The organism is Xanthomonas bonasiae (assembly GCF_014836395.1).
GTDB classification, from domain to species: Bacteria; Pseudomonadota; Gammaproteobacteria; order Xanthomonadales; family Xanthomonadaceae; genus Xanthomonas_A; species Xanthomonas_A bonasiae.
Genome location: NZ_JACSQX010000004.1, coordinates 20,898 through 46,118, shown reverse-complemented (window position 1 = coordinate 46,118; position 25,221 = coordinate 20,898). Strand labels below are relative to the sequence as shown.

Sequence of the window (25,221 nt, the reverse complement as noted above, 5' to 3'; positions counted from 1 at the left end):
GAGGCCTTCGGCGGCGTCCTTGGTGACACGCACGCGCGCATCGGACTTTTGCCAGCGCTACCGGTTGCGCGTACCGATCCTGCTGGCGCCGATGGCCGGCGCCTGCCCGGTGCCGCTGTCGGTGGCGGTCGCGCAGGCCGGCGGCATGGGTGCGATGGGTGCGGTGCTGTCCTCGGTCGCGGACATCGGCGCCTGGATGGACGCGTTTCGGCGCCACAGCGATGGGCCGGCGCAGGTCAACCTGTGGGTGCCGGATCCGCCGCCGCTGCGCGACGCCGCCGCCGAGGCGGCCACGCGCGCGTTCCTCGCGCAGTGGGGGCCGCCGGTCGAGGCTGCCGCCGGCGATGCCGGGCCAGCCGATTTCGACGCGCAATGCGCCGCGCTGCTGGATGCGCGTCCCGCGGTGGCGTCCTCGATCATGGGCCTGTTCCCGCCCGCCTTCGTCGCGCAGCTGAAGCAGGCCGGCATCGCCTGGTTCGCCTGTGCCACCACGCTGGACGAGGCGCTGGCGGCGCAGGCGGCCGGCGCCGATGCAGTGGTCGCGCAGGGCGCGGAGGCCGGCGGCCACCGCGGCGCGTTCGATGCGGCGCGCGCCGAGCAGCAACTGACCGGGCTGTTCGCGTTGCTGCCGCGGCTGGCCGATCGGCTGGATGTGCCGGTGATCGCCGCCGGCGGCATCGCCGATGGCCGCGGCATCGCTGCGGCGCTGACCCTGGGGGCCAGCGCGGTACAGATCGGCACCGCCTTCCTGCGCACCCCGGAGGCGGCGCTAGCGCCAGCCTGGGCCGAGGCGCTGGCACGCGCCGAGCCGGAACAGACCGTGCCGACCCGCGCCTTTTCCGGCCGCCTCGGTCGCGCGCTGGCCACCGACTACGTGCGCGCCGCCGCCGAGCCGACGGCGCCGCCGCCGCGGCCCTACCCGGTGCAGCGCGGGCTGACCGCGCCGATGCGCCAGGCCGCGGTGCGCGAAGGCCGCCTGGCGGCGATGCAGGCCTGGGCCGGGCAGTCGGCGTGGATGGCGCCGGCGCAGCCGGCGGCGACGCTGCTCGAGCGCTGGTGGGACCAGGCGCAGGCGCTGCTGTGAGCGCGAGGCTGTTCTGCAATGGACGGCCGGCGAGCGCGGAGGCATTGGCCGCGCCGGCGCTGGTCAACTACGGCCACTTCAGCACGATGCAGGTCCGCGACGGCGCGGTGCGCGGCTTCGACCTGCATCTGCAGCGGCTCGATGAGGCCACCCGCACGCTGTTCGGCAGCGAACTGCCGGCCGCTCGGATCCGCGCTGAGTTGCGCGCGGCGCTGCAGGCATTCGGCAGCGGCGATGCGTCGCTGCGCGCCAGCGTGTTCGCCCGCGACTTTGATTTCCGCCGCGCCGATGCGGCCTGCACGCCGGAACTGCTGGTCTCGCTGGCGGCGCCCGCGCAGGCGGACCCCACGCCATTGCGGCTGCGCAGCGTTGCGTTCGCGCGCGAACTGCCGCAGATCAAGCACGCCGGCACGTTCGCCTTGTTCCACCAACGCCGGCTGGCGCTGCAGGCCGGCTTCGACGATGCGCTATTCGTCGATGCGCAAGGACTGGTCGCCGAGGGGTCGATCTGGAACCTGGGTGCGTGGGACGGGCAGGGCGTGGTGTGGCCGCAGGCGCCGGCCCTGCGCGGCACCCAGGAGCGGTTGCTGCAGGCCGGCCTGGCCAAGCTCGGCATCGCCCAGCAGGTGCGGCCGCTGCACCTGCGCGAACTGGCCGGATTTGCTTCCGCCTTCGCCTGCAATGCGCGCGGCCAGCAGGCCATCGCCGCGGTGGACGGGCAGGCGCTGGGGCCGGCCGCGGAGCTGTTGCGGATACTGAACGCCGCCGTCGAGACCCAGGCCTGGCAAGCCATCTGACCGGTCTGGGGGCGACTTGGCAGCGTTCCGCCCGCCCGCTATAATCGCCGGCTTACCGCGCCATCCTGGCGACTGGGCAACACCGGAAAACTCACCATGGTCAAGATTCGCCTTACCCGTGGCGGCGCCAAGAAGCGCCCCTTCTACCACATCATCGTCACCGACGTGCGCAGCGCGCGCGACGGCCGCAACATCGAGCGCCTGGGCTATTACAACCCGGTCGCGCAGGGCGCCGAGCCGCGTATCGTGCTCGACCTGCCGCGCGTTGACCATTGGGTGTCCAATGGCGCGCAGCTGACCGACAAGGTGCGCAACCTGTACAAGGAAGCGACCAAGGCCCAGGCCACCGCGGCCTGATCCTGCGGGCCGCGCCTGGCGCGGCCCTTCGGTTTTTGCACCCATGAAAGACAGCCAGCGCCGTATCCTGCTGGGCAGGATCCTGGGCGCCTTCGGCGTACGTGGCGAGGCCAAGCTCGAGTCGTGGACCGAGCCGCGCCTCGCCATTTTTCGCTATCAGCCCTGGATCGTGCGCAAGCCCGACGGCAGCGAAAGCACCCTCAGCGGGGTGCGCGGCCGCGAATCCAGCAAGCATCTGGTGGTCACCTTGCCCGACGTCACCGATCGCGATGCGGTCGAGGCGCTGCGCGGCACCGAGATCTACGTGGCGCGCGACACCCTGCCGCCGCCCAAGCCCGACGAATACTACTGGGTGGACCTGGAAGGTCTGGACGTGCGCACCGTCGACGGCGTGGCCCTGGGCCAGGTCTCGCACCTGTTCTCCAACGGCGCCAACGACGTGCTGGTGGTGCGCGGCGACCGCGAGCGGCTGCTGCCGTTCGTGCAGCCGGACTACGTCAAGTCGGTGGATTTCGAGGCCAACCTGATCGTGGTCGACTGGGACCCCGAGTTCTGAGCGAGGCGGCCATGCGGCCGCTTTCGCTCTTGTCTGTTCCCATTCCCCATTCTCGACTCCCCATTCCCGGCCTCATGCGCATCGACGTCATCAGCCTGTTCCCCGAATTCGTCGCCCAGTGCGCCGCGTTCGGCGTGGTCGGGCGTGCGCAGGAGCGCGCGCTGCTGGCGCTGCATGGCTGGAACCCGCGCGACTACGCCACCGGCGGCTACCGCAAGGTGGACGACCGCCCGTTCGGCGGCGGCCCGGGCATGGTGATGATGATCGAGCCGCTGCAGGCCTGCCTGCAGGCGGTGCGCGAGGCCGACCCGCAACCGGCGCCGGTCATCTACCTGAGCCCGCAGGGCGCGCCGCTGACCCAGGCCAAGGCCCGCCAGCTGGCGGCCTTGCCGCGGCTGGTGCTGCTGTGCGGACGCTACGAGGGGGTGGACGAGCGCTTCGTCGCCGCCGCGGTGGACGAGGAACTCTCGATCGGCGACTACGTGCTGTCCGGCGGCGAGCTGGCCGCGGCGGTGCTGGTCGATGCGGTGACCCGGCTGCAGGAGGGCGCGCTGAACGATGCCGAGTCCGCCGCCCAGGACAGCTTCGAAGGCCCGAACGGGCTGCTCGACTGCCCGCACTACACCCATCCGCGCGAACACGCGCTGGGCGAGGTGCCGGCCATCCTGCGCTCCGGCAACCATGCCGCGATCGCGCGCTGGCGGCGCATGCAGGCGCTGGGCCGGACCTGGCTGCGGCGCCCGGACCTGCTGGACGAGGCGGCGCTGAGCGCGGCCGACCGCCGCCTGCTGGAGGAATTCCGCCAGGGCCTGCAGGCCGATCCGGTCCCCGTGCAGGAAAATCCATCCAAGCCCTAGCCATGGCGGCACGACTGGGTTAAAATGCCCGGCTTTCCGGCCTAGCCATCTGCGCTTGGCCCATCCGTATATCGCGCAATCGCCGTGCGGCGACTGCCGGACCACCTCACCAGACACAAGCGGTGCCCACCATGAGCAAGCTCAACAAGACCATCCTGGCCGACTTCGAAGCCGCCCAGATCCAGCGCAAGCTGCCGGAGTTCAACCAGGGCGACACCATCGTCGTCAACGTCAAGGTGAAGGAAGGCAACCGCGAGCGCGTCCAGGCCTACGAAGGCGTGGTGATCGGCACCAAGAACGCCGGCCTGAACTCCTCGTTCACCGTGCGCAAGATCTCCCACGGCTTCGGCGTGGAGCGCGTGTTCCAGAGCCACAGCGCCATCATCGACTCGGTCGAAGTGAAGCGCCGCGGCAAGGTCCGCGCCGGCAAGCTGTACTACCTGCGTGGCCTGGAAGGCAAGGCCGCCCGCATCAAGGAAGATCTGGCCGCCGCTGCACAGGCCAAGGTCGCGCGTCAGGCCGCTGCGGCCGCCGCCAAGGCCGAGTAATCCCCCGGCGACTTCGGTCGCTGCCGCGACGGCCGCCTTCGGGCGGCCGTTTGCGTTTGGGCGGCGGTGTGGCCGCGATGGCGCGTGGCTGCGCCTCTGCGTTCGATATGCCGGGCTTGCGCTCGGCATGACGCAGCTGGGGATTTCCGGTCGGGGCGAAGGCTCCTGCCGCAGCGCACCCGGCCAGCCAGCCGCAAATCCTGTAGGAGCGGTTTCAACCGCGACCGAGCGAAGCCGCGGACCATCCGCGTGGCCAACGCGTCGGCGGCTTCAGCCCCGACGGCGTTCTCTCGATGTCGCTTCGGCCGAGGCGGAGTGAGCGCGCTTCCCGGAGCCGTCGAAGGCGGCATGTGCGAGCGACTTCAGTCGCGACGGGACTTCCCGGGAAATCCCGTCGCCATCGAGGCCGCTCCCACAGGCGATCGCCTCGATCGAAACGCGGGCGCGCACGCTCAGCGCGCCGGCTCCTGCACGATCGACACGTCCGCGACCGCGGCCGGCGGCGCCGCCGGCACTTCCGCCGGATGCGCCATTTCCTCGGGGCGCGGCTGGCTCAGCATCTGCGCCTTGCGCCAGTTGCCCCAGCGGTAATAGGCCAGCGACAAGGCCATCGCGCAGATCGAACTGGTCGGGAAGCTCCACCACACCGCATCGGCGCCGAACTGCGGCTGCAGCAACTGCGCGAACGGCACGCGGATGCCCCACAGCGCCAGCGCCAGGATCAGCAGCGGCGGCATCACCGCGCCGGTGGCACGGACCACGCCGGAGATCACGAAGGTCACGCCGAAGAACAGGAACGACCACACCGCGATGTGGTTGAGGTGGCGCGCGATCTCCAGCGCCGCGCTGTGCGGCGGCAGGAACAGCGCCAGGGTCCAGCGATCGAGCAGGATCAGCGGCGCGATCAGCGCGCCGGTCAGCAGGAAGTTGAACAGCACGCCCTGCCGCGCGGTCGCCGCGACCCGGTCCCAGCGCTGCGCGCCGACGTTCTGCGCGGCCATCGACGAACAGGCCGCGCCGATCGCCATCGCCGGCATCTGCACGTACGTCCACAGTTGCATCGCCGCGCCGTAGGCGGCCGAGGTATCGGTGCCGTAGCCGTTGACCATCGAGATCATCACGATCATCGCCAGCGAGATCAGCACCATCTGCAGGCCCATCGGCACGCCCTTGACCACCAGCGCGCGCAGGATCGTCGGGTCGATGCGGAACAGCCGCGCGTCCTGCCGGCCCAGCCACAGCACATGGCGCTTGTGCCGCAGGTACAGCAGCAGGCCGCCCAGGGCGATGGCCTGGGCGATCAGCGTGGCCCAGGCGGCGCCGGCGATGCCCAGCTTCGGGAACGGCCCCAACCCGAACAGCAGCAGCGGATTGAAGCCGATATCCAGCGCCACCGACAGCAGCAGGAAGCGGAACGGGGTGCGCGAGTCGCCGGTGCCGCGCAGCGCAGCCGACAGGAACGCGAACGCGTACAGCAGCGGCATCGCCAGGAAGATCACTCGCAGATAGGCCTCGGCCAGCGGCAGCGAGGCGGCCGGGGTGCCCATCGCCGCGAGCAGGTGCCGCGCCAGCCACCAGCCGCCGGCCGCGATCAGCACCGAGATGCCGATGAAGAACGTGGCGCTGGTGCCCATCACCCGCCGCGCCTGGACCACGTCGCCGCGGCCCATCGCCTGGCCGATCAGGATGGTGGCGGCCATGCCGATGCCGAACACCGAGCCGATCAGGAAGAACATGATGCTGTTGGCGTTGGCCGCCGCGGTCAGCGCCGCCTCGCCGAGGTAGCGGCCCACCCAGATCGCGTTGACCGACCCGTTCAGCGACTGCGCGATGTTGCCGGCCAGGATCGGCAGCGCGAACAGCAGCAACTGCCGGCCGATCGGGCCTTCGGTGAGGGTGGCGGGCTTGGCCATCGCTTGCCTGCAGGGACGGGAGCGGGAAGCCGCGCACACTAGCACCTGCGCGCGACCCCGGGGAGGCGACGCATGGCAGATGTGGCGCGGCGGCGAACGTCCTAGACTAAAGGCGTCGATGCTGAAGCGGCGATCGCCGCCCGCCGATGGTGCGCCGGCCCGTCGGCGGTGCAGGCGCACGCGGCCGGGCCTTGCGGTGCAGTTTCAGGCCTGGGCGCAGGCTGTCGGCGCAGCACTCACCGGAGGAACTTGCAATGCCGCGATCGCGCCGCAATCTGCAGTGGATCGGATGCAGCGCGCTGGCGCTGGCACTGGCCGCTTGTGCCGACAACGCGCGCCGGGACGATGCCGACCTGCGACCGGGCGAGCGCCCGGAATGCCTGGTCGGCGAGGACGCCAGTGCGCTCCCGCGCCGCGCCGACGGCCTGGCCGCCAGCCAGCGCCAGCAGCGCTGCCATCCGCAGGAGTCGCTTCAGTGGTCCGGCGAGCGACGCGACGATCGACCGATGAACGTGGATTTCCGTAAACGCGATGAATGAACCGCTAGCGCAACCGAGTGTGGTCCGACTGGATGTCTGGCTGTGGGCCGCACGCTTCTTCAAGACCCGCAGCGTGGCCAAGCAGGCGGTGGAGACCGGCAAGGTCGACGTGGCCGGGCAGCGGCCGAAATCCTCGCGCGCGGTGCGTGTGGGCGAGCAGTTGCGCGTGGAGCGCGGCGAGGAGGTGTTCGAGATCCAGGTGCTGGCGCTCAGCGACGACCGCGGCCCGGCCAGCGTCGCGCAGACGCTGTACCAGGAGAGCGAGGCCTCGCGCGAGCGGCGCGCGCAGCAACGCGCGCAACGCAGCGCCGAACGCAACGGCTACCAGGCGCCCGAGGGCAAGCCGGACAAGCGCGCGCGGCGGTTGATCCGCGCGCTGGGCGATCTCGACGCGTTGTAGGGGCTTTGACGGGGACGGCCGTTTCCGAAGACGCGACGACGCGGGCCAACGTGCGCTGGGCAGATGCGCCGCGCTCCGCTCGATGCCCGCGGCCCCTCGCTCGCTTTCGCCGGCTGGGGTGCTTTTCCACGCATCGTGCAGTCGAGACTGAAGTCCCTCCCACAGTGCAGGCGCCCCACAAATCCCCCTGTAGGAGCGGCTTCAGCCGCGACGAACGAAGCGGGGGACCGATCGGTGTCGGAAAGTGTCGGGGCTGAAGCCCCTCCTACAGTGCACCCAGCCAGCACGCCGCGGAGTTCCTGCAGGAGCGGCTTCAGCCGCGACGAGCGGAGCGGTGGACCGATCGGTGTTGGAGAGTGTCGGGGCTGAAGCCCCTCCTACAGTGCACCCAGCCGGCACGCCGCGGAGTTCCTGTAGGAGCGGCTTCAGCCGCGACGAGCGGGGCGGTGGACCGATCGGTGTCGGAGAATGTCGGGACTGAAGTCCCTCCTACAGTGCACCCAGCCGGCACGCCGCGGAGTTCCTGTAGGAGCGGCTTCAGCCGCGACGAACGAAGTGGGGGACCGATCGGTGTTGGAGAATGTCGGGACTGAAGTCCCTCCTACAGTGCACCCAGCCGGCGTGCCGCGGAGTTCCTGTAGGAGCGGCTTCAGCCGAGATGAGCGGAGCGGTGGACCGATCGGTGTTGGAAAGTGTCGGGGCTGAAGCCCCTCCTACAGTGCATCCAGCCGGCGTGCCGTGGAGTTCCTGCAGGAGCGGCTTCAGCCGCGACGAGCGGAGCGGTGGACCGATCGGTGTCGGAGAATATCGGGGCTGAAGCCCCTCCTACAGTGCATCCAGCCGGCGTGCCGCAAGTCCCTGTAGGAGCGGCTTCAGCCGCGACAAACAACGTGGTGAACCCGATTGGTCAGGCAGCGCGGGGCAGATGGCCCAAGGCCACTCGAAGTCTCACAACAGCGCAACAGCCAGCGTGCCGCGAGTCCCTGTGGGAGCGACTTCAGTCGCGACGAACGAAGCGGTGACCTGTCGGTGTCGGGTAGCGTGGGATTGAGGGCCCGAGACCCCGAGTCACTTTCAACGACCGACTTGCATCAGCCTTGGCGTCGCGATGCCTATGTCATGACGCTCACGCAAACGCCCCGGCAAGCCGGGGCGTTTTTTACATAGGCCGCGCAGTGCAGCAACTGCAACCGCCGACCTGGCTCGGATCATCCGGGCAGGTCCGATCGATCAGCAGCCTGCCCAATGCACCGGGCAGGCCCTCGACCTCATGCTGCCAGATCGAAACGGTCCAGCTGCATCACCTTGCTCCAGGCCGCGACGAAGTCCCGCACGAACTTCTCCTGCGCATCGGCGCTGGCGTACACCTCGGCCAGCGCACGCAGGATCGAGTTGGAACCGAACACCAGGTCCACGCGCGTGCCGGTCCACGTTTGCTCGCCGGTGGCGCGGTCGCGGCCTGCGTACAGTTCCTTGGTGTCCGAAGTCGCCTTCCACTCGATTCCCATGTCCAGCAGGTTGGCGAAGAAGTCGTTGCTCAGCGTGTCGGTGCGCTTGGTGAACACGCCGTGCGCCGACTGCCCGACATTGGCGCCGAGCACGCGCAGGCCGCCGACCAGCACGGTCATCTCCGGCGCGGTCAGGGTCAGCAGCTGTGCCTTGTCGATCAGCAGCGCTTCGGCCGAGACCGCGTAGCGGCGCTTGCTGTAGTTGCGGAAGCCGTCGGCCGCCGGTTCGAGCACGGCGAACGATTCGACGTCGGTCTGCGCCTGCGTGGCGTCCATGCGCCCCGGCACGAACGGCACGGTCAGGGTCTGCCCCGCGTTCTTCGCGGCCTGCTCGACCGCGGCCGCGCCGCCGAGCACGATCAGGTCGGCCAGCGAGATCTTCTTGCCGCCGCTCTGGGCGCCGTTGAACTGCGCCTGGATGCGTTCGAGCACGGACAGGACCTGCGCCAGCTGTTCCGGCTGGTTGACCTCCCAGTCCTTCTGCGGGGCCAGGCGGATGCGCGCGCCGTTGGCGCCGCCGCGCTTGTCCGAGCCGCGGAAGGTGGAGGCCGAGGCCCATGCAGTGGACACCAGCTGGGCGATGCTCAGGCCCGAGCCGAGCAGCGTCTGCTTCAGCGCGGCGATGTCCTGCGCATCGACCAGCGCGTGGTCCAGCGCGGGGATCGGATCCTGCCAGACCAGTTCTTCGGCCGGCACCTCGGGACCCAGGTAGCGCGCACGCGGACCCATGTCGCGGTGGGTCAGCTTGAACCAGGCGCGGGCGAAGGCATCGGCGAACTGCTCGGGGTGTTCCAGGAAGCGGCGCGAGATCGCGGCGTAGGCCGGATCGAAGCGCAGCGCCAGGTCGGTGGTGAGCATGGTCGGCAGATGCTTCTTCGACGCATCGTGCGCGTCCGGGATCAGCGCCTCGGCATTCTTCGCCACCCACTGGTGCGCGCCGGCCGGGCTCTTGCTCAGCTCCCACTCGAACTTGAACAGGTGTTCGAAGAAATCGTGGCTCCACTGCGCCGGGGTGGTGGTCCAGGTGACCTCCAGGCCGCTGGTGATGGTGTCGCCGCCCTTGCCGCTGCCGAAGCTGTTGTGCCAGCCCAGGCCCTGCGCGCCCAGGTCGCTGGCTTCCGGCTCGGCGCCGACATGGTCGGCCGGGCCGGCGCCGTGGGTCTTGCCGAAGGTGTGGCCGCCGGCGATCAGCGCGACCGTCTCTTCGTCGTTCATCGCCATGCGCGCGAAGGTGTCGCGGATGTCCTTGGCGGCGAGCAGCGGATCCGGATTGCCGTCCGGGCCTTCCGGATTGACGTAGATCAGGCCCATCTGCACCGCGGCCAGCGGGTTCTCCAGATTGCGCGTGTGCACGTCGCCATCGGCGTCGTCGTCGGAGACCAGCACGCCGCCGGCCTTGTCCACGCCGTCCGAGCCGTGCGCATAGCGCACGTCGCCGCCCAGCCAGGTGGTCTCGCGGCCCCAGTACACGTCCTGGTCCGGCTCCCAGGTGTCTTCGCGGCCGCCGGCGAAACCGAAGGTCTTGAAGCCCATCGATTCCAGCGCGACGTTGCCGGTGAGGATCATCAGGTCGGCCCAGGAAATCGCCTGCCCGTACTTCTGCTTGATCGGCCACAGCAGGCGCCGCGCCTTGTCCAGGCTGACGTTGTCCGGCCAGCTGTTGAGCGGGGCGAAGCGTTGCTGGCCGCGGCCGCCGCCGCCACGGCCGTCGCCGGTGCGATAGGTGCCGGCGCTATGCCAGGCCATGCGGATGAACAACGGGCCGTAATGGCCGAAATCGGCCGGCCACCAGTCCTGCGAATCGGTCATCAACGCGTGCAGGTCCCGCTTCAGCGCCTGCAGGTCGAGCGCGTTGAAGGCCTTGGCGTAATCGAACGTCTCGCCCAGCGGGTTGGATCTGGACGAATGCTGGCTGAGCAGGTCCACGCGCAATTGCTTGGGCCACCAGTCCTTGTTGGTGGTGCCTTCGGCGGCGGCGCTGTGGTTGAACGGGCATTTGGCTTCGGTGTTCATCGGTCTCTACCTTCGTGCGCAAGGGACGCGCCTGTGGGCCTGGCGGTCGCTGGGGATGGGGCGGGTGTCGGAAAGCGGGGTCGCGTTAGCGATGCGTCGGCGCAATGCGGAAGAGGCGATCACTGGGCTGGCGCATGGCGGGCTCGGGCTGATTCGGTAGGTGCAGACTATCGGTGGCTGAATTCTTTATAAAATTGATTGATCGAAATGATTTGATAGGGAACGACAATCGCAAGGCGGGGCGCGGCGCGGCGATCGTGGCGCATGCCGCGCGCGGTGTCTGGGAGCGGCGTGCGCAGCCGCCAGCGTGGTTCAGGCGCTGGGCATCACGTCGAAATCGCCACCCAGCACGCGCTCCAGCCGGCCGCTGCGCCAACCGCGCACGCTGTCGCGCACCAGCGGCGCCGGCGCGATGCGGTAGCGGCGGCACACGCGCAGTTCGTCGTCGGCATCCGACGCGCGCCGGGCCTGTCCGGGCAGATCCGGCGCGACCCGCACCTGTGCGCTGAGCCGGCGCAGTGCCGGTTCGTCGGCGTCCTGTTCCTGCACGTGCAGGCCGGTCTCCGGTTGCAGCAGATCCAGCGCGCCGAAGCCGGCGATCGCCAGCCAGGCGCGGCCCTGCTCCGGATCCTGCTGCAGCACCTCCACGCGCATGTTGCGTTGCGCGGCCCACGCCAGATACATCTGCAGCAACTGCTGCCACCAGCGCCGCGCGTCGGCGGGATGGCGGTGCAGTTCGCTGGCGCCGATGCGCAGGTCCAGCAGCGCGTCCTGCGGGCGTTGCTCCTGCAGCGCGTCGCTGGCCAGTTGCAGCAGCCACAGCAATTGCGCCAGGCGGGCGACGAATTCGCCGTCGCGCTGCGCGCCGTCCAGCCGCGCGCGCATGCGTCCGGCACTGTCCAGCGCGCTTTCGATGCGGTCGCGGCGTTCGATCCGGTCCAGCACCTGGAAGCGGGTGGGCTGCGACCAGAAATCGGGTTCGCCCATGCTGGCGAAATCCGCTTCCCGCGCCAGCCGCCATGCGCTTGCGGCGTGGGCCTCGTGCAGGACGTGCAGGGCCGTGTCCAGGCGCGTCAGCGCCGCGCCGCCGGTGACCGGCGCGTAGACGATGTCGCGCAGGTCTGCCGGCGCCGCCGGGTCGGCGACAGTGCCCGCCGCGGGCATGGGCGCGGGTGCATCGGGGGCGATGAAGCGCACGTCGAGGCGATCGCCGGCGCCGCGCACGAACAGGAACTGGTCGCCTTCCGGCGCGCGCTGTTCGACGATGCTGCGCGCCAGCGGCGCGAGCAGGTGCTGCTCGATCGCGCGGCGCAGCGGGCGTGCGCCCAGGTCCGGGGTGAAGCCGCGATCGAGCAGGAATTCGATCGCCGACGGCTCCCATTCCACCGCCCAGGCGCGGTTGCGCAGGCCGCGCCGGGTCAGCGTGCGATCGAGTTCCTTGTGCAGGATCTCGCGCATCAGCGCGCGGTCCAGCGGGTTGAACAGCACCACCCGATCGAGCCGGTTGATGAACTCGCGGCGGAAGGTGTCGTACACCGCCTTCTCCACCGCGCTGCGCGAGTAGCCGCCGGCGACGGTGGCGAAGCCGGGGCCGGCGCCGCGGGCGAGGGTGGCGCCGACGTTGCTGGTCAGGATGATGATGCTGTGGCGGAAGTCGGCGGTGTTGCCGTTGCGATCGCTCAGCCGCGCGTCGTCGAACACCTGCAGGAACAGGTCCCAGACCTTGGGGTGGGCCTTCTCGAACTCGTCCAGCAAGACCACCGAGAACGGCTGCTCGCGGATCCGCGCGATCAGCGTGCGCTGGCCGGCGCTGTCGTCGCCGGTGAGCCGCGACAGCGCGTCCTCGCCCTGGAATTCGCTCATGTCCAGGCGCAGCAGGCGCTCGGCGTTGCCGAACAGCAGCTCGCCCAGCGCCTTGGCCAGTTCGGTCTTGCCGGTGCCGGTGGGGCCGGCGAACAGGAACACGCCGATCGGGCGATGGCTGTCGACCAGGCCGGCCTTGAGCATGGCGATGCGATCGAGCAGGGTCTCCACCGCTTCGTCCTGGCCGAGCACGCGCTGGCGGAAAAAGCGGCGCAGCGCGTCCAGTTCCAGCCGCTGGCGATCGTCGATCACGTCCAGCGGCAGGCCGCTGCGCTTGGCCACGGCCTGCAGCAGCGCATCGTCGTCGAGCGGCAGGCGCGGCGTCTCGGCGCCGGTCGCGGCCTGCAAGGTCTCGTCCAGCAACTGCAGCAGCCGCCCCGGCTCGTGCTGCTCGGGGAAGTACTGCGCGGCCATGCGTTCGGCCTCGGCCAGGGTGCGCGCGTCGATCACCTCCGCCTGCAGCGTCTGCCGCTGCGCCTGCGCCCACTGTTCGCCGATCTGCGCCAGCGCGGCGGGGGCGGCCGGCGCCAGCGTGACCACTTCGAAGCGCGAGCGCGTTGCCGGCCGCGCCACCTGCAGCTGCGCCAGCTGCCGCGGCGTGATTTCCCCGATCAGGCGCAGCTCGCCGCGCTCCAGCGCCGGCAGCACCAGGTCGAGGATGCCGCGCGGGTCGCGCGAGTGCGAGCCCTTGTGCAGCAGGTCGTAGAAGTCGGGCGCGCGCCACAACGCGCGTTCGCGGTGCAGCACCGCCAGCATCTCGCGGATGCGGCCTTCCAGTTCGCCGATGTAGCTCTGCCCGGCGAGGATCTCCGCCGCCGACGCTTCGAATACGCGCCAGCCTTCGGCCAGCAGGCGTTCGCTGAGCAGATCGATCAGCACGCTCTTGCCGACGCCGTGCTCGCCGACCAGCAGCACCGGCTGCGGCGGCGTGGCCACCAACTGCTCGTAGGCGCGCTGCAGCGCTGCGTCCAGCGCGGGGTGGCGCAAGCGCAGGCGCGGCGGCAGCGTGGCGACGACGCGGCCGAAACCGCCGAGCACGCGCTGCTCGCGGCGCAGGCTGCGCGCGTCCTGCAGGCGCTGCAGGAACGGCTCCAGCACCGGCTCCTTGAACTGGCCGAGGGTGTCGGCCAGCTTGGCCAGCGCCTCGTCGTCCAGTCCGTCGAACTCCACCGCGCGGTCCGCCGGCGCCTTGCCCGCGGCCCAGTGCAGATAGCCGCGCAGGCGCTGCCGGAACGGCACGAAGCCCCACCACCAGTCGCGTGCCTGGCGCAGCAGCAGATGCAGGTGATCGGCGTCCGGCAGCGTCTGCAGGTAGTCGAGCACGAAGTTGAGCGGATACGAGCCCAGGTGCGGCAGCAGTTCCAGCACCGCGTCCGGATCGTTGCGGCGGCGCTGCGGCAGCGCCACCGCGGCCATCGACGGCAGCGCGTAGCCGGGGCTGCCGAGCGCTTCGAGCACCGCCTGGTCGGAGAACTCCGCGCTGGCCAGCAGGGTCGCGCCTTGCTTGAACTGCGCGATCCGCAACAGATCGGCCGGGCTCTGGATCTGGTCGTCCAGCGCTTCCACCTGCTGGCGCAACCGCTGCAGGTGCTGGGCCGGGGTTTCCCCGGCCAGCGCTTCGGGCGCTTCCGGCTTGGGGTCGGGTTCGGGTGCCGACTGCGGCGTGCGCGGAGCGGCCGATCCCGTGTGTCTGAAGACGTGCAACAGCAAACCGCCCACGACGACGCCGATCACGAACAGGTAGATCTCCAAGCGAGGCTCCTTCAGTGCCTACCGATGCGGTTGGAAGCGGCCACGTCGCGGTGCTGGACGGCGGCCCGGGTGCCGGACGCGGCTGCGTCGAGCGCCATGCCTGGTCGCGCCGGTTGCGGTGCCGTGGCTTGCGGGCGTATCGACATGCGTTGCCTTGCTTCCTTGTGCTGAGCGCGTCCACCCGCGCGGCTGATCCCTCGCCGGCGCATGCGCCGGCAATGCGGCCAGCGACGGCCTTGCGAGTATAGGGGCGCGTGTTTCGGGCGGGCTACAGCGCGCGACGCGAGCCGCCACCCGGCAGCGGCCGGCTTGCGCGCGCCGGCGTGTCACCCCGCACCGGTTCGATGGCCTGCGCGCGCTCGCCCGACATGCCTGGAAGCGGGAGCGGATCCTTCCCGGCAGCGATCAGCACCCAGCAAAGCGCACTATCCTGTCGCGATGGCCATCCGTGCGACCCGTCTGCTGCATCTGCTCGACGCCCTGCGCGGCCGGCGCCGGCCGGTGGCCGGTGCCCAGCTCGCCACCGCGCTGGGCGTCAGCCTGCGCACGCTGTACCGCGATATCGCGACCTTGCGCGTGCAAGGCGCCGACATTCTCGGCGATCCCGGCGTCGGCTACGTGCTGCGTCCCGGCTTCCTGCTGCCGGCGCTGAATTTCAGCGAGGACGAACTGGAGGCCGTGACCCTGGGCGCACGCTGGGTGGCGCGCCAGGCCGATCCGGAACTGGCGCAGGCGGCGCAGCGCGCGGTGGCGCGGATCGCGGCCACGTTGCCCGGCAACCTGCGCCTGTCGATCGAGACCAGCGGACTGCTGGTGCCCGCCGCCGCAGACGTGCCGCCGCCGGCGCCGTGGCTGCCGGTGCTGCGCCGTGGCATCCGCCTCGAGCACGTGCTGCGGATGGACTACAGCGATGCCAATGGCGCGGCCTCGCAACGGTTGATCTGGCCGTTCGCGATGGCCTTCTTCGGCAGCTACGGCATGATCGCCGCGTGGTGCGAACTGCGCCGCGATTTCCGCCACTTCCGCGCCGACCGGGTGCTGGCCCTGGCCGACGACGGCGAACGCTATCCCTCGCGCCGGCACCTGCTGATCAAGCACTGGCGCGCGGCCACCGGCTACGGCGCCGACTACTGACAGCACCTGTCAGCAGGGCAGGACCAGACTGCAGGCTGTTCACAACGGAAGTCTGCCCATGTCCACCGAGATCGTGCTTTACACCCACCCCATGTCGCGCGGCCGCGTCGCCCGCTGGATGCTGGAGGAAACCGGCCTGCCGTATCAGGCGGTCATTCTCGATTACGGCACCACGATGAAGGCGCCGGCCTATCTGGCGATCAACCCGATGGGCAAGGTGCCGGCGCTGCGCCATGGCGACACCGTGGTCACCGAGAATGCGGCGATCTGCGCCTACCTGGCCGATCTGGTGCCGGAGCGGCAGCTGGCGCCGCCGCCGGGATCGCCGGCGCGCGCCGACTACTACCGCTGGCTGTTCTTCCTGGCCGGGCCGTTCGAGGCGCTGTTGACCGCGAAGGAGGGTGGGATGCTGGCACCGGCACGCAGCGCCGGCTATGGCCGCGAGGCCGACCTGCTGCAGACCCTGGAACAGGCGGTCGCGGACCGCGACTACCTGGCCGGCGATCGCTTCAGCGCGGCCGACCTGTATGCCGCCGCATGCCTGGGGTACTACCTGCGCATCGGCCAGCTCGAGCCGCGCCCGGCATTCGCCGCGTTCGCGCAGCGCCATGGCGATCGTCCTGCATTGCTGCGTGCCAGTGCGATCGATGCTGCGTTGATCGCGGCGCATCCGCATCCTGACATGCCGGCAAGCGTGGCGCCGGCGACCGCCTAGCGGCTGTTCCTTCTCCCATCGGGACCATGGGCTCCCTTTCGGGGGAAGGTGCCACGCAGGGGCGGATGAGGGGACGGGCGCAGCCTCGTGCGCCCAAACTCCGCGAGACGCTTCGCGCCGTACCCTCACCCCAACCCCTCTCCCGGTGGGAGAGGGGCTCACGCGGTTCCTTCTCCCGTCGGGACCATGGCCCCTTTTCGGGGGAGGGTGCCACGAAGAGGCGGATGAGGATACGGGCCAGCCTCGTGCATCCAAACACCGCGAGACGCTTCGCGCCGTACCCTCACCCCAACCCCTCTCCCGGTGGGAGAGGGGCTGAGGCCGCACGCGCTACAGCAGCGACTTGAGCCGGTACAAGGCTTCCAGCGCCTGCTTGGGCGTCAGCTCGTCCGGATCCAGCGCGGCCAGCGCGTCCTGCGCCGCCGATGGGGCGGCCGCGAACAGGCCGAACTGCTGCGGCGCGTCCAGCGCCTGCGGCGCCATCTGCGAGGCGTGGCTTTCGCCGCCGCGTTGTTCCAGTTCCGCCAGCCGCCGCCGCGCCTGCGCGACGGTGGCCTTGGGCAGGCCGGCCAGCGCCGCCACCTGCAGGCCGAAACTGCGATTCGCCGGGCCGTCCTTGACCGCATGCATGAACACCAGTTTGTCGCCGTGCTCGACTGCGTCCAGGTGCACGTTGGCGATGCCGCTGGCGCCGCCTTCCACCGATTCGTCGGCGAGTGCGGTCAGCTCGAAATAGTGCGTGGCGAACAGGGTGTAGCAGCGGTTGTGGTGGGCCAGGTGGCGCGCCACCGCGTCGGCCAGGGCCAGGCCGTCGTAGGTGGAGGTGCCGCGGCCGATCTCGTCCATCAGCACCAGCGACTGCGCGCTGGCGTGATGCAGGATGTAGCTGGTCTCGGCCATCTCGACCATGAAGGTCGACTGGCCGCGCGCCAGGTCGTCGCCGGCGCCGATGCGGGTCAGGATGCGGTCGATCGGGCCGATCACCGCGCGCGTCGCCGGCACGTAGCTGCCGATGTGCGCCAGCAGCACGATCAACGCGTTCTGGCGCATGTAGGTGGACTTGCCGCCCATGTTCGGGCCGGTGATCACCAGCATGCGCCGCTCCGGATGCAGGTCCAGATCGTTGGGTTCGAACGGCTGCTCGCGCACCGCTTCCACCACCGGGTGGCGGCCGCGCTCGATGCGCAGGCACGGCGCGGTCTCCAGTTCCGGTTGCGCCCAGTCCAGCGCCTGCGCGCGTTCGGCGAAGCCGGCGAGCACGTCCAGTTCGCTGAGTGCGGCGGCGGCGCGCTTGAGCGGCTCCAGGCGATCGCCCAAGGTGTCCAGCAAGGCTTCGTAGAGCAGCTTCTCGCGCGACAGCGCGCGTTCGCGCGCCGACAGCACCTTGTCCTCGAAGTTCTTCAGTTCCTCGGTGATGTAGCGCTCGGCGTTGGTCAGGGTCTGCCGCCGCGTGTAGTGCACCGGCGCCTTTTCCGCCTGGCCCTTGCTGATCTCGATGTAGTAGCCGTGCACGCGGTTGTAGCCGACCTTCAGCGTGGCGATGCCGCTGCTGGCGCGCTCGCGCGCTTCCAGGTCGATCAGGAACTGGTCGGCATGGGTGCTGAGCCGGCGCAGTTCGTCCAGCTCGGCGTCGTAGTCGGCGGCGATGACGCCGCCGTCGCTGAGCTTGAGCGGCGGCTGCTCGGCGATCGCCGAGGCCAGCAGGTGCGCGATCTCGTCGTGCTGGCCCAGTTCCGCGGCCAGCGCGGCCAGCCGCGGCGAATCCAGCGGCGCCAGGATCGTGCGCACCGTCGGCAGCAGGCCCAGGCCGTCGCGCAACGTGGAGAAATCGCGCGGGCGCGCCGAGCGCAGCGCCACGCGGGTGAGGATGCGTTCGATGTCGCCGAGCGCGCGGAACGCGTCGCGCAGGTCGGCATCGGCGCCGCGGTCGATCAGCGTGCCGACCGCGTGGTGGCGCTGCACCAGCACCTCGCGCAGGCGCAGCGGGCGGTGCAGCCAGCGCCGCAGCAGGCGACCGCCCATCGGCGTGACCGTGCTGTCCAGAACGCCGAGCAAGGTGTTGCGGGTGTCGCCATCCACCCGCGTGTCCAGCTCCAGGTGGCGGCGCGTGGCCGCGTTCATCGCGATCGCCTCGGCGGCGGTTTCCATCGCGATCGCGGTCAGGTGCGGCAGGCGTTGCTTCTGCGTCTCCTCCACGTAGCCGAGCAGGGCGCCGGCAGCGGCGGTGGCGCGCGGTTTGTCGTCGATGCCGAAGCCGGTGAGGTCGTGCAACTGGAAGAAGTTGAGCAACTGGCGACGGCCGCTGTCGGCGTCGAACAGCCACGGCGCGCGGCGGCGCACGCCGCGGCGCTCGCGCAGGAACTCCGGCCACTGGTCCTCGTCGGGCACCAGCAGTTCGGCCGGCTCCAGCCGCGCCAGTTCCGCTTCCAGCGCGTCCTCGCTGTCGACCTCGTTGACCAGGAAGCTGCCGCCGGCCAGGTCGGCCCAGGCCAGGCCGTAGCCGTGCTTGTTGCGCGCGATCGCCATCAGCAAGGTGTCGCGGCGCTCGTCGAGCAGCGCCTCGTCGGTGACCGTGCCCGGCGTGACCACGCGCACCACCTTGCGCTCGACCAGGCCCTTGGCCAGCGCCGGATCGCCGATCTGCTCGCAGATCGCCACCGACTCGCCCAACGCCACCAGCCGCGCCAGATAGCCCTCGTAGGCATGCACCGGCACCCCGGCCATCGGGATCGGCGCACCACCGGAACTGCCGCGCTGGGTCAGGGTGATGTCCAGCAGGCGCGCGGCCTTGCGCGCATCGTCGTAGAACAGTTCGTAGAAATCGCCCATGCGGAAGAACAGCAGCAGGTCCGGGTACTCGGACTTGGCGGCGAAGAACTGCTTCATCAGCGGGGTGTGCTCTGCCGGTCCAATGTTCATCTTGTTCTTTTCTTTTTTTTCGGTGATCTGCAAGAAAACGTCCTTTGGAATGTAGCGATAGATCGGTGCCACGAGGTGGCGAGGGCGGAGACTGCTGTTGACGCCCCTCCGGCGAAAGGGGATCAGATCAATATTGCGACTTAACCAGTCGCCGCCTCAAGTCGATACGCCACAAGTTTAAGCTGATCGAGCTGGGATTCGCTTCCCCCGCTTTCATGAACGCGTACAAGGCGGATCTAAGAGACGAGGGGCACTGTTGAAGTGAACTCAAGGGGTGCCGTGACCAACGCTTCGGCCTGTTGAACAGTCCACACTTTCGTCCCAAGGCTTGAGCAAATGACTGAGGCGAGACAGCTTTTACGCTGACGTTGCAGGTCTAATGGGTCGTGGACATCAATGGGATCAAGGCTGGCGTAGCTAAGTTGTACTCGTGCATTGTGCTGGACTTTTTTGACCAGCGGATCGTTACCTGTTCAATGTATCAGTGATAAGAACGGCAGATGACGATTCGAGCTCTGCAGCTGGCAGTCTGGCCATCGCAAGTAGCCGGTTGCCGATCCCTCCCTCTGATCGCGACAGCTAGTTCCGAGATTGCGAATATCGGCACGAGCACGGCTATTGGGTCGTTTGCCAATACTCGATGACGCAGACTGATGTGCCCGAATACATTGGCGATTGCTCATGGTTTGAGAGTGCTGCGTAGCATGGTAGAGAAGAGTTCAATCTCTTTGCATTTCGAGGTATGTCGTTGATTTCGGGGAGGTGGGCTTCTCTGAATCGTTGTTGGCCGAATGTAAGTGCTTGTGCGTTTGGGTGCGGTCGTTCACACTATTGGACGGGGTAGTTGGATGGCTGGACTAAGCGTGAATTTCTCGGTATTGCGGGTAGTGGGGTGGCGCGGTTATTCCAGTGGACTTGCATTGGTTTTTAGTTGTTGGGTGCGTCAAGAATAGACTAAGCAGTGAATTTATCGAGAAGTGAGTTTTCAAGAAAATTCTTGACGCTGTGTGCTGTAAGAATATCTATTGGCCAGGCAGGCCATCAAAAGGGGATGTGGTGAATAGAGTTAAATTTATAATGTTGGCCCTGGTATTTCTCTCTTTGATGTACTCTGGTGGCGCGTTAGCGCAAGTCCAAGTATGTTCTAATAATGCTATGCCACAAGGATACGTTAAGACTGCCCTAAAGGACTCGTCAAGTTGCGGATCCCGTTTGGCATGGGTGCTGGAACTTCCAAGTGACGGGAAAATGGTATGCCGCAGTTCATTGATACCTGATCCGTACGTAATCACTGGCGGGGATAATAATACGGGAGCGTGCCGAGAGGCGCGCGTTCGGATCAATGTGGCGTACAATGGCATTGTGATATGTTCGGATTCGCCTATCGCAAAAAATTATGTAATAACAAGAAATGATTCAAACCCGCAGGGTTGTTTGGCAGGTAGGTTTACTATTGAGAAAGCTTATGATGGGATATTGGCTTGTGGAAATAGCCCCACCCCGTCCGGTTACGTTTTCACGGCAAACAGTAGTTCTTCAGGTTGCGGGTCGTTATTTTCATTTCGGCGTTATGAGCTGCCAAAAAACAACATGCTCATCTGTGCTGACTCGCCTGTTCCAGAAGGCTACGTGATTACACAGGTGCATGCTTACGGTCAGGTTTGTGATTTGGGTCGATATTCTGTACAGATTCCTACGGATGGAGTGGTCGTGTGTCCTTGGTCGCCAATTCCTAGCGGTTGGTATAAAGCAGGATCAGCTAATACGAATTTATGTGGAAAAGACTTTCCTTCGGGAATCGTGCTCGTAAAAATTCCAGACGCACCCACTCCCACTCCCACTCCCACTCCCACTCCCACTCCTTCAATATTTGGTGCGCTCATCGGTATGGGTGGGAAGTGTCTTGACGTCCAGGGTGGGGCTACAGCGAATGGCTCTTCAATACAGCAATATTCGTGCAACGGTAATCAACAGCAGGTGTGGTCACTTGAGGCGGGTACTGGCTATCTAAGAAGTGTGCCAAGTCAACGAGTGCTTGATGTGGCAAACTATGCCACAGCTAATGGGTCTACACTTCAGCTCTTTGATCAATTAGCAGGAAAAAATCAGCAATGGAGTTTTACTTCCGCATCAGTTGTCGGAATTGGTGGGAAAGTGCTGGATGTTATTAATGGATCCAGCGCAAATGGAAATAAGTTGCAGCTTTGGGAATGGCTCGGAAATCGCCAGCAGCATTGGGACTACGACCCAGTCAGTGGCGAACTACGAGGGATTGATGGTAAATGCTTGGATGTGGAGGGCGGATCCACTGCAGACGGTGCCGCAGTTCAACTTTGGGACTGCAACGGCTTTCCACAGCAAAAATGGACGCTCGGGCGGAATGGTTCAATTCAATCTGGCGGTAAGTGTTTGGAGGCGTCTGAAGGAAGGTCGGATAATGGTACGCGTATTAGAATGTGGACATGCAATGGTGGGTCTCATCAGCAGTGGCAATTGATCGGAGAAGTGCGGAGCGCTGCCAGTAATAAGTGTCTTGCTGATCCTGGACGTGGTGCCATTAATGGCGCTAAAACATACATTTGGGATTGTACTGGTGATGCCAACCAAGTCTGGTCATATTCGGGATTCTAGATAGTCTGTTCCGATTTGCTTATATTTTCGTGCTGATGTCAGATCTAGATCTGGCATCAGCACGTAATGGATGCATAGGCAATTGAGCGTTTAGCAAAATTTTTCTTTAAAAATTGAAGCGTCAATGGTGGAATTTGGGGTATGGTCGTTGCAATGCTCAATAGGACTCATTGCCGTGATGTGCTTAATGGCGCATGAGGTTTTCCGCATTTCCTGCCCGGTCGCCTTTTTTGCTGCCTCAAATAATGAGTGATGCATTTGTTGAGCGTGGCGTTGGAGGTCTTTCCAGCCGCTGTAGCTTCAAGGCTCCTTGGTTTAACTGATACACCCGGATACTCCGTGGCGGGGTGGTTTGAGCCATGCTGTATTGGCTAACCAACGTTGTGCCGATTGCTGATCGTAGGCAATCTCGCTTCTGCTTTTTGACATGCCCATCGGATCGAGTAGTCGCTCGTGGTTGAACCAGTCCATCCAGATCAGAGGCATCACCCCACCGCCCCGGCATTCAAGTAACTGCGGGTGGATCACCTCAACCGTATGCAAACCTTTGGCCGTCTCGGTCAGCGCGTTGTCGCAGGAGTCGTCGATCCTTCCCACTCAGGCTTCAATGCCGGTCTCGGCCAGGTCGCCGGGTTTTGCAGATCGAGACGTGCTTTATATAAATATCTTGGGGGCTGGCGAAATTCGCCGTCAATCATTTGGCATAAACCATAGGCAGCTCTATAGCATTCAGTCGCAGGCTTTATGGCAGTGCTGAAGACGACTGCTTTCCTAGATGTTCGCCCGGCTACGAGTGCACGAAGTTCTTTCAAACGCCCGCGTACCCCGCAACGCCTCTACAGCAGCTCTCCGCGCGGTAGTGCGCGCTCGCGCCAGATAAAACGTCGCCCATGCGGAAGAACAGCAGCAGGTCCGGATATTCGGACTTGGCGGCGAAGAACTGCTTCATCAGCGGGGTGTGCTCCGCTGCGCTTCCAGGAGTTTGGGGTTTTTCTCGATTTCGCATCTGATTCAATGGTTTAAGGAATTTCAGGTCGGCGGGCTGTGGGCAAGTATGGACGTGTGCAGCCAGCAAAGGACAGGGCGGCGCGGCTTCAGCCTGGCTCCATGGCTCCACGCGCCACCTGCCGATCCACTGTGGAACGCCGGGTGCCGCTCCGTTTCCATGGAGACTTGCAGGAAGGCCAATCGGGAGGCAAGGAATGTCCGGTCGGTGTGCAGTACGTGCAATGCCGAGTCCATGCCAAGTGCGGTCGAGTCGTCTGGGCGTCGGCTGCAAGTGTCCGTGGAAACGGGGATCGGCGACAGCGCGCAGTCAATCTCCAATCATGCAGCAAAGGATCGCCACACGGATCTCATTGCACGTCCTTCCGCTGCTTCGTGGGGCGGACTCTTGCGGCGTTGGAAAAGCTAAGATCGAAACTTGTGCAGAGTCGGAGGCGCCAATGATCGATCGTCGTACCTTTCTTGCCACGGGTGTTGTGGCCGTCGCCGCAGGTTTCAGCGCATCCGCCGCGCAGCTCACGGCTGCGCCGCGCCCGAAGGGGCCGGCGCCGTGGGGCGCCGTACCCAGCGCGCGGCAGCTGCGGTGGCATCGGTGGGAGCAATACGCCTTCGTGCATTTTGCGATGAACACCTTTACCGACAAGGAATGGGGCTACGGCGACGAAGATCCGCGCAAATTCGATCCCAGCGATTTCTCCGCCGATCAAATCGTCGCCGCGGCCAAGGCCGGCAATCTGAAAGGGATCATCTTTACCGCCAAGCACCACGACGGGTTCTGCCTCTGGCCGACACGCCTGACCGAGCATTGCATTCGCAATTCGCCCTACAAGGGCGGCAAGGGCGACATCGTCGGCGAAATGGCCGCGGCGTGTCGGCGCGCCGGCCTGGCCTTCGGCATCTACCTGTCGCCCTGGGACCGCAACCACGCCGAGTATGGCCGCCCCGGCTATCTCGACTATTTCCGCAAGCAGATCGTCGAACTGTGCACGGGCTACGGCGACTTGTTCGAGTTCTGGTTCGACGGCGCCAATGGCGGCGACGGCTACTACGGTGGAGCGCGCGAAACGCGCAAGATCGATGCGCCCGCTTACTACAACTGGCCGCGGATGATCGAGCTGGTGCACCAGCACCAGCCGATGGCCTGCACCTTCGACCCGCTCGGCGCCGACATCCGTTGGGTCGGCAACGAGGACGGCGTCGCCGGCGATCCGTGCTGGCCGACCATGCCCAATGCGCCTTACACCCAGGAAAACGGCAATGCCGGCGTGCGCGGAGCGGCGCTTTGGTGGCCGGCCGAAACCAACACCTCGATCCGCCCGGGCTGGTTCTACCATGCCGACGAAGACGGCAAGGTGCGCAGCCCGGAGAACCTGGTGCGCTATTTCGACACCTCGGTCGCGCGCGGCACCAACATGAACCTCAATCTTCCGCCGGACCGGCGCGGCCGCATCGCCGACCACGACGTCGCAGTGCTGCAGAGTTTCGGCGACGCGATCCGCGCCAGCTTCGCCATCGATCTGGCCAAGGGCGCCAAGGCCAGCGCCAGCGCGTCGCGCGGTCCCGGCTTCGAGCCGGCGCGCGTGCTCGACCGCCAGCCGGACAGCTACTGGTCCACGCCGGACGACGTCACCACGCCGACGCTGACGCTGGACCTGTCGGCGGTCCACAGCTTCGATTTGATCCGGCTGCGCGAATACCTGCCGCTGGGCGTGCGCGTCACCCGCTTCGCGATCGAAGCCGAGGTCGATGGGCAATGGCGGCGGTTGGCCGAAGCGCAGTGCATCGGTGCACAACGGATCCTGCGGCTCGATGCCCCGGTCACTGCGCGCCGCGTGCGTCTGCTCGTGCTCGAGGCGCCGGTCTGCCCGGCGATCAGCGAATTCGCGCTGTTCCGCGCGGTTGCGCCGGTTGCGGTCGCGCGGCCAACGGCGAACGCGCCGGACGTGCTGTCCACCGCGGGTTGGCGAATCGTCGAGGCCAGCGCGCCGGGGGCGGAGAAGTTGCTCGATGACGATGCCGGCACGATCTGGATCGTGCCCGCGCCCAAGCCGGGCCATCCCGCGCAGGTGACCATCGACCTCGGCGCGCTGCGCCAGGTCGCCGGCTTCAGCCTCACGCCCTCGCGCGCGGTGCTGAACGGCGCGGCGCCACCGAAGGGCTATCGCGCCGAAAGCAGCGAGGATGGCCAGCACTGGCAGCCGGCCGGCGCCGGCGAGTTGTCCAATATCGCCTATGCGCTCTCGACCCAGCGTCTGAATTTCCCCGAGGTCCGCCAGATCCGCTACCTGCGGCTGTCCTTCGCCGAAACGGCGGTGCCCGCCGAGCGGCTGGCGATCGCCGGGATCGGTGCATTCTCGCGCTTGCGGTGACGGCTTGCGCTCCCTCACCGCATGCGCGGTGGGGGTAGCGGATCGCTGGGGGCGACGCAGCTTCACGCGCTTGGAGATGCCCGAGGCGGTGAGGATCGGCTTCGGAGTGAAGCGTCGGCGACGTCACCCCAGCGTGCGTCGCCATCGCGCCGACCACGGCATGGGCGGGCCTTGGGTGGTGCGCCTGGGCGTCTGCGCAGGAGGGACGTCGGGAGCGCCCGGCGCCCGCTGTGCGCGCGCCGGCGTGGATTCTTAAAAAAG

16 protein-coding genes and 1 pseudogene are annotated in these 25,221 nt (G+C 67.2%); 12 read left to right on the top strand and 5 right to left on the bottom strand.

Annotated features, from left to right (window positions below):
- The first annotated feature begins 19 nt into the window (after positions 1-19).
- From H9658_RS07160 to rplS, 6 genes are all read left to right on the top strand, one after another.
- Positions 20-1,084, top strand: coding sequence for an NAD(P)H-dependent flavin oxidoreductase (locus H9658_RS07160; RefSeq protein WP_191824873.1), 1,065 nt, complete (start codon positions 20-22; stop codon positions 1,082-1,084).
- Positions 1,081-1,881 (top strand): aminotransferase class IV family protein, encoded by an 801-nt coding sequence (locus H9658_RS07155; RefSeq protein ID WP_191824872.1) that lies wholly within the window; start codon positions 1,081-1,083, stop codon positions 1,879-1,881. Before H9658_RS07160 ends, H9658_RS07155 begins: the two co-directional genes overlap by 4 nt.
- 96 nt (positions 1,882-1,977) lie before the next feature.
- Entirely contained in the window at positions 1,978-2,238 is a 261-nt protein-coding gene (rpsP, locus tag H9658_RS07150) for a 30S ribosomal protein S16 (RefSeq protein WP_179570851.1), read from the top strand.
- A gap of 43 nt (positions 2,239-2,281) precedes the next feature.
- Positions 2,282-2,794, top strand: coding sequence for a ribosome maturation factor RimM (gene rimM, locus H9658_RS07145; protein ID WP_179570852.1), 513 nt, complete (start codon positions 2,282-2,284; stop codon positions 2,792-2,794).
- Between the two features lie 74 nt (positions 2,795-2,868).
- Positions 2,869-3,651, top strand: coding sequence for a tRNA (guanosine(37)-N1)-methyltransferase TrmD (gene trmD, locus H9658_RS07140; RefSeq protein WP_191824871.1), 783 nt, complete (start codon positions 2,869-2,871; stop codon positions 3,649-3,651).
- Positions 3,652-3,782: 131 nt separating this feature from the next.
- Positions 3,783-4,199, top strand: coding sequence for a 50S ribosomal protein L19 (rplS, locus tag H9658_RS07135; RefSeq protein ID WP_003470862.1), 417 nt, complete (start codon positions 3,783-3,785; stop codon positions 4,197-4,199).
- 452 nt (positions 4,200-4,651) lie between these two features.
- Here rplS and H9658_RS07130 read toward each other — a convergent pair whose 3' ends face one another.
- Positions 4,652-6,112 carry an MATE family efflux transporter gene (locus tag H9658_RS07130; RefSeq protein WP_179570854.1) on the bottom strand — a complete coding sequence of 487 codons (1,461 nt, stop codon included), beginning with the start codon at positions 6,110-6,112 and terminating at the stop codon, positions 4,652-4,654.
- A gap of 254 nt (positions 6,113-6,366) precedes the next feature.
- On the opposite strand from H9658_RS07130, the gene H9658_RS07125 reads away from it, so the two are divergent.
- Positions 6,367-6,651, top strand: a complete 285-nt coding sequence (locus tag H9658_RS07125; RefSeq protein WP_179570855.1) for a hypothetical protein — start codon at positions 6,367-6,369, stop codon at positions 6,649-6,651.
- Positions 6,644-7,051: an RNA-binding S4 domain-containing protein gene (locus tag H9658_RS07120; protein ID WP_179570856.1), complete on the top strand. Its 408-nt coding sequence runs from the start codon at positions 6,644-6,646 to the stop codon at positions 7,049-7,051. The genes H9658_RS07125 and H9658_RS07120 overlap by 8 nt, the downstream gene beginning before the upstream one ends.
- A 1,268-nt stretch (positions 7,052-8,319) precedes the next feature.
- On the opposite strand, the gene katG is transcribed toward H9658_RS07120, so the two are convergent.
- Entirely contained in the window at positions 8,320-10,572 is a 2,253-nt protein-coding gene (gene katG / locus H9658_RS07115; protein ID WP_191824870.1) for a catalase/peroxidase HPI, read from the bottom strand.
- Positions 10,573-10,884: 312 nt separating this feature from the next.
- Complete coding sequence (locus H9658_RS07110; protein WP_191824869.1) at positions 10,885-14,187, bottom strand: AAA family ATPase; 3,303 nt, start codon at positions 14,185-14,187, stop codon at positions 10,885-10,887.
- A gap of 438 nt (positions 14,188-14,625) precedes the next feature.
- Between H9658_RS07110 and H9658_RS07105 the strand changes: the two genes are divergently transcribed.
- Together H9658_RS07105 and H9658_RS07100 are read left to right on the top strand one after the other, a co-directional pair.
- Complete coding sequence (locus H9658_RS07105; RefSeq protein WP_191824868.1) at positions 14,626-15,321, top strand: helix-turn-helix transcriptional regulator; 696 nt, start codon at positions 14,626-14,628, stop codon at positions 15,319-15,321.
- Positions 15,322-15,379: 58 nt separating this feature from the next.
- Positions 15,380-16,036, top strand: a complete 657-nt coding sequence (locus H9658_RS07100; protein WP_191824867.1) for a glutathione S-transferase family protein — start codon at positions 15,380-15,382, stop codon at positions 16,034-16,036.
- A gap of 330 nt (positions 16,037-16,366) precedes the next feature.
- On the opposite strand, the gene mutS is transcribed toward H9658_RS07100, so the two are convergent.
- Complete coding sequence (mutS, locus tag H9658_RS07095; RefSeq protein WP_191825077.1) at positions 16,367-18,955, bottom strand: DNA mismatch repair protein MutS; 2,589 nt, start codon at positions 18,953-18,955, stop codon at positions 16,367-16,369.
- A 1,344-nt stretch (positions 18,956-20,299) separates the two neighbouring features.
- Here mutS and H9658_RS23180 point away from each other — a divergent pair.
- Positions 20,300-21,586, top strand: a complete 1,287-nt coding sequence (locus tag H9658_RS23180) for a ricin-type beta-trefoil lectin domain protein (protein ID WP_191824866.1) — start codon at positions 20,300-20,302, stop codon at positions 21,584-21,586.
- A gap of 883 nt (positions 21,587-22,469) precedes the next feature.
- On the opposite strand, the pseudogene H9658_RS23280 reads toward H9658_RS23180, so the two are convergent.
- A pseudogene (locus tag H9658_RS23280) lies at positions 22,470-22,592 on the bottom strand (MutS N-terminal domain-containing protein); the annotation flags it as partial.
- A gap of 439 nt (positions 22,593-23,031) precedes the next feature.
- Between H9658_RS23280 and H9658_RS07080 the strand changes: the two are divergent.
- Positions 23,032-24,960 (top strand): alpha-L-fucosidase, encoded by a 1,929-nt coding sequence (locus tag H9658_RS07080; RefSeq protein ID WP_191825076.1) that lies wholly within the window; start codon positions 23,032-23,034, stop codon positions 24,958-24,960.
- The last annotated feature ends 261 nt before the right edge of the window (positions 24,961-25,221 follow it).

Excerpts from the sequence above, each read along its gene's own strand:
- H9658_RS07105 (WP_191824868.1), top strand. The coding sequence starts at position 14,626 with ATGGCCATCCGTGCGACCCGTCTGCTGCATCTGCTCGACGCCCTGCGC.
- katG (WP_191824870.1), bottom strand. The coding sequence starts at position 10,572 with ATGAACACCGAAGCCAAATGCCCGTTCAACCACAGCGCCGCCGCCGAA.
- H9658_RS07120 (WP_179570856.1), top strand. The coding sequence starts at position 6,644 with ATGAATGAACCGCTAGCGCAACCGAGTGTGGTCCGACTGGATGTCTGG.
- H9658_RS07080 (WP_191825076.1), top strand. The coding sequence starts at position 23,032 with ATGATCGATCGTCGTACCTTTCTTGCCACGGGTGTTGTGGCCGTCGCC.
- rplS (WP_003470862.1), top strand. The coding sequence starts at position 3,783 with ATGAGCAAGCTCAACAAGACCATCCTGGCCGACTTCGAAGCCGCCCAG.
- trmD (WP_191824871.1), top strand. The coding sequence starts at position 2,869 with ATGCGCATCGACGTCATCAGCCTGTTCCCCGAATTCGTCGCCCAGTGC.
- H9658_RS07130 (WP_179570854.1), bottom strand. The coding sequence starts at position 6,112 with ATGGCCAAGCCCGCCACCCTCACCGAAGGCCCGATCGGCCGGCAGTTG.
- H9658_RS07125 (WP_179570855.1), top strand. The coding sequence starts at position 6,367 with ATGCCGCGATCGCGCCGCAATCTGCAGTGGATCGGATGCAGCGCGCTG.
- rimM (WP_179570852.1), top strand. The coding sequence starts at position 2,282 with ATGAAAGACAGCCAGCGCCGTATCCTGCTGGGCAGGATCCTGGGCGCC.
- rpsP (WP_179570851.1), top strand. The coding sequence starts at position 1,978 with ATGGTCAAGATTCGCCTTACCCGTGGCGGCGCCAAGAAGCGCCCCTTC.
- H9658_RS07100 (WP_191824867.1), top strand. The coding sequence starts at position 15,380 with ATGTCCACCGAGATCGTGCTTTACACCCACCCCATGTCGCGCGGCCGC.
- mutS (WP_191825077.1), bottom strand. The coding sequence starts at position 18,955 with ATGAACATTGGACCGGCAGAGCACACCCCGCTGATGAAGCAGTTCTTC.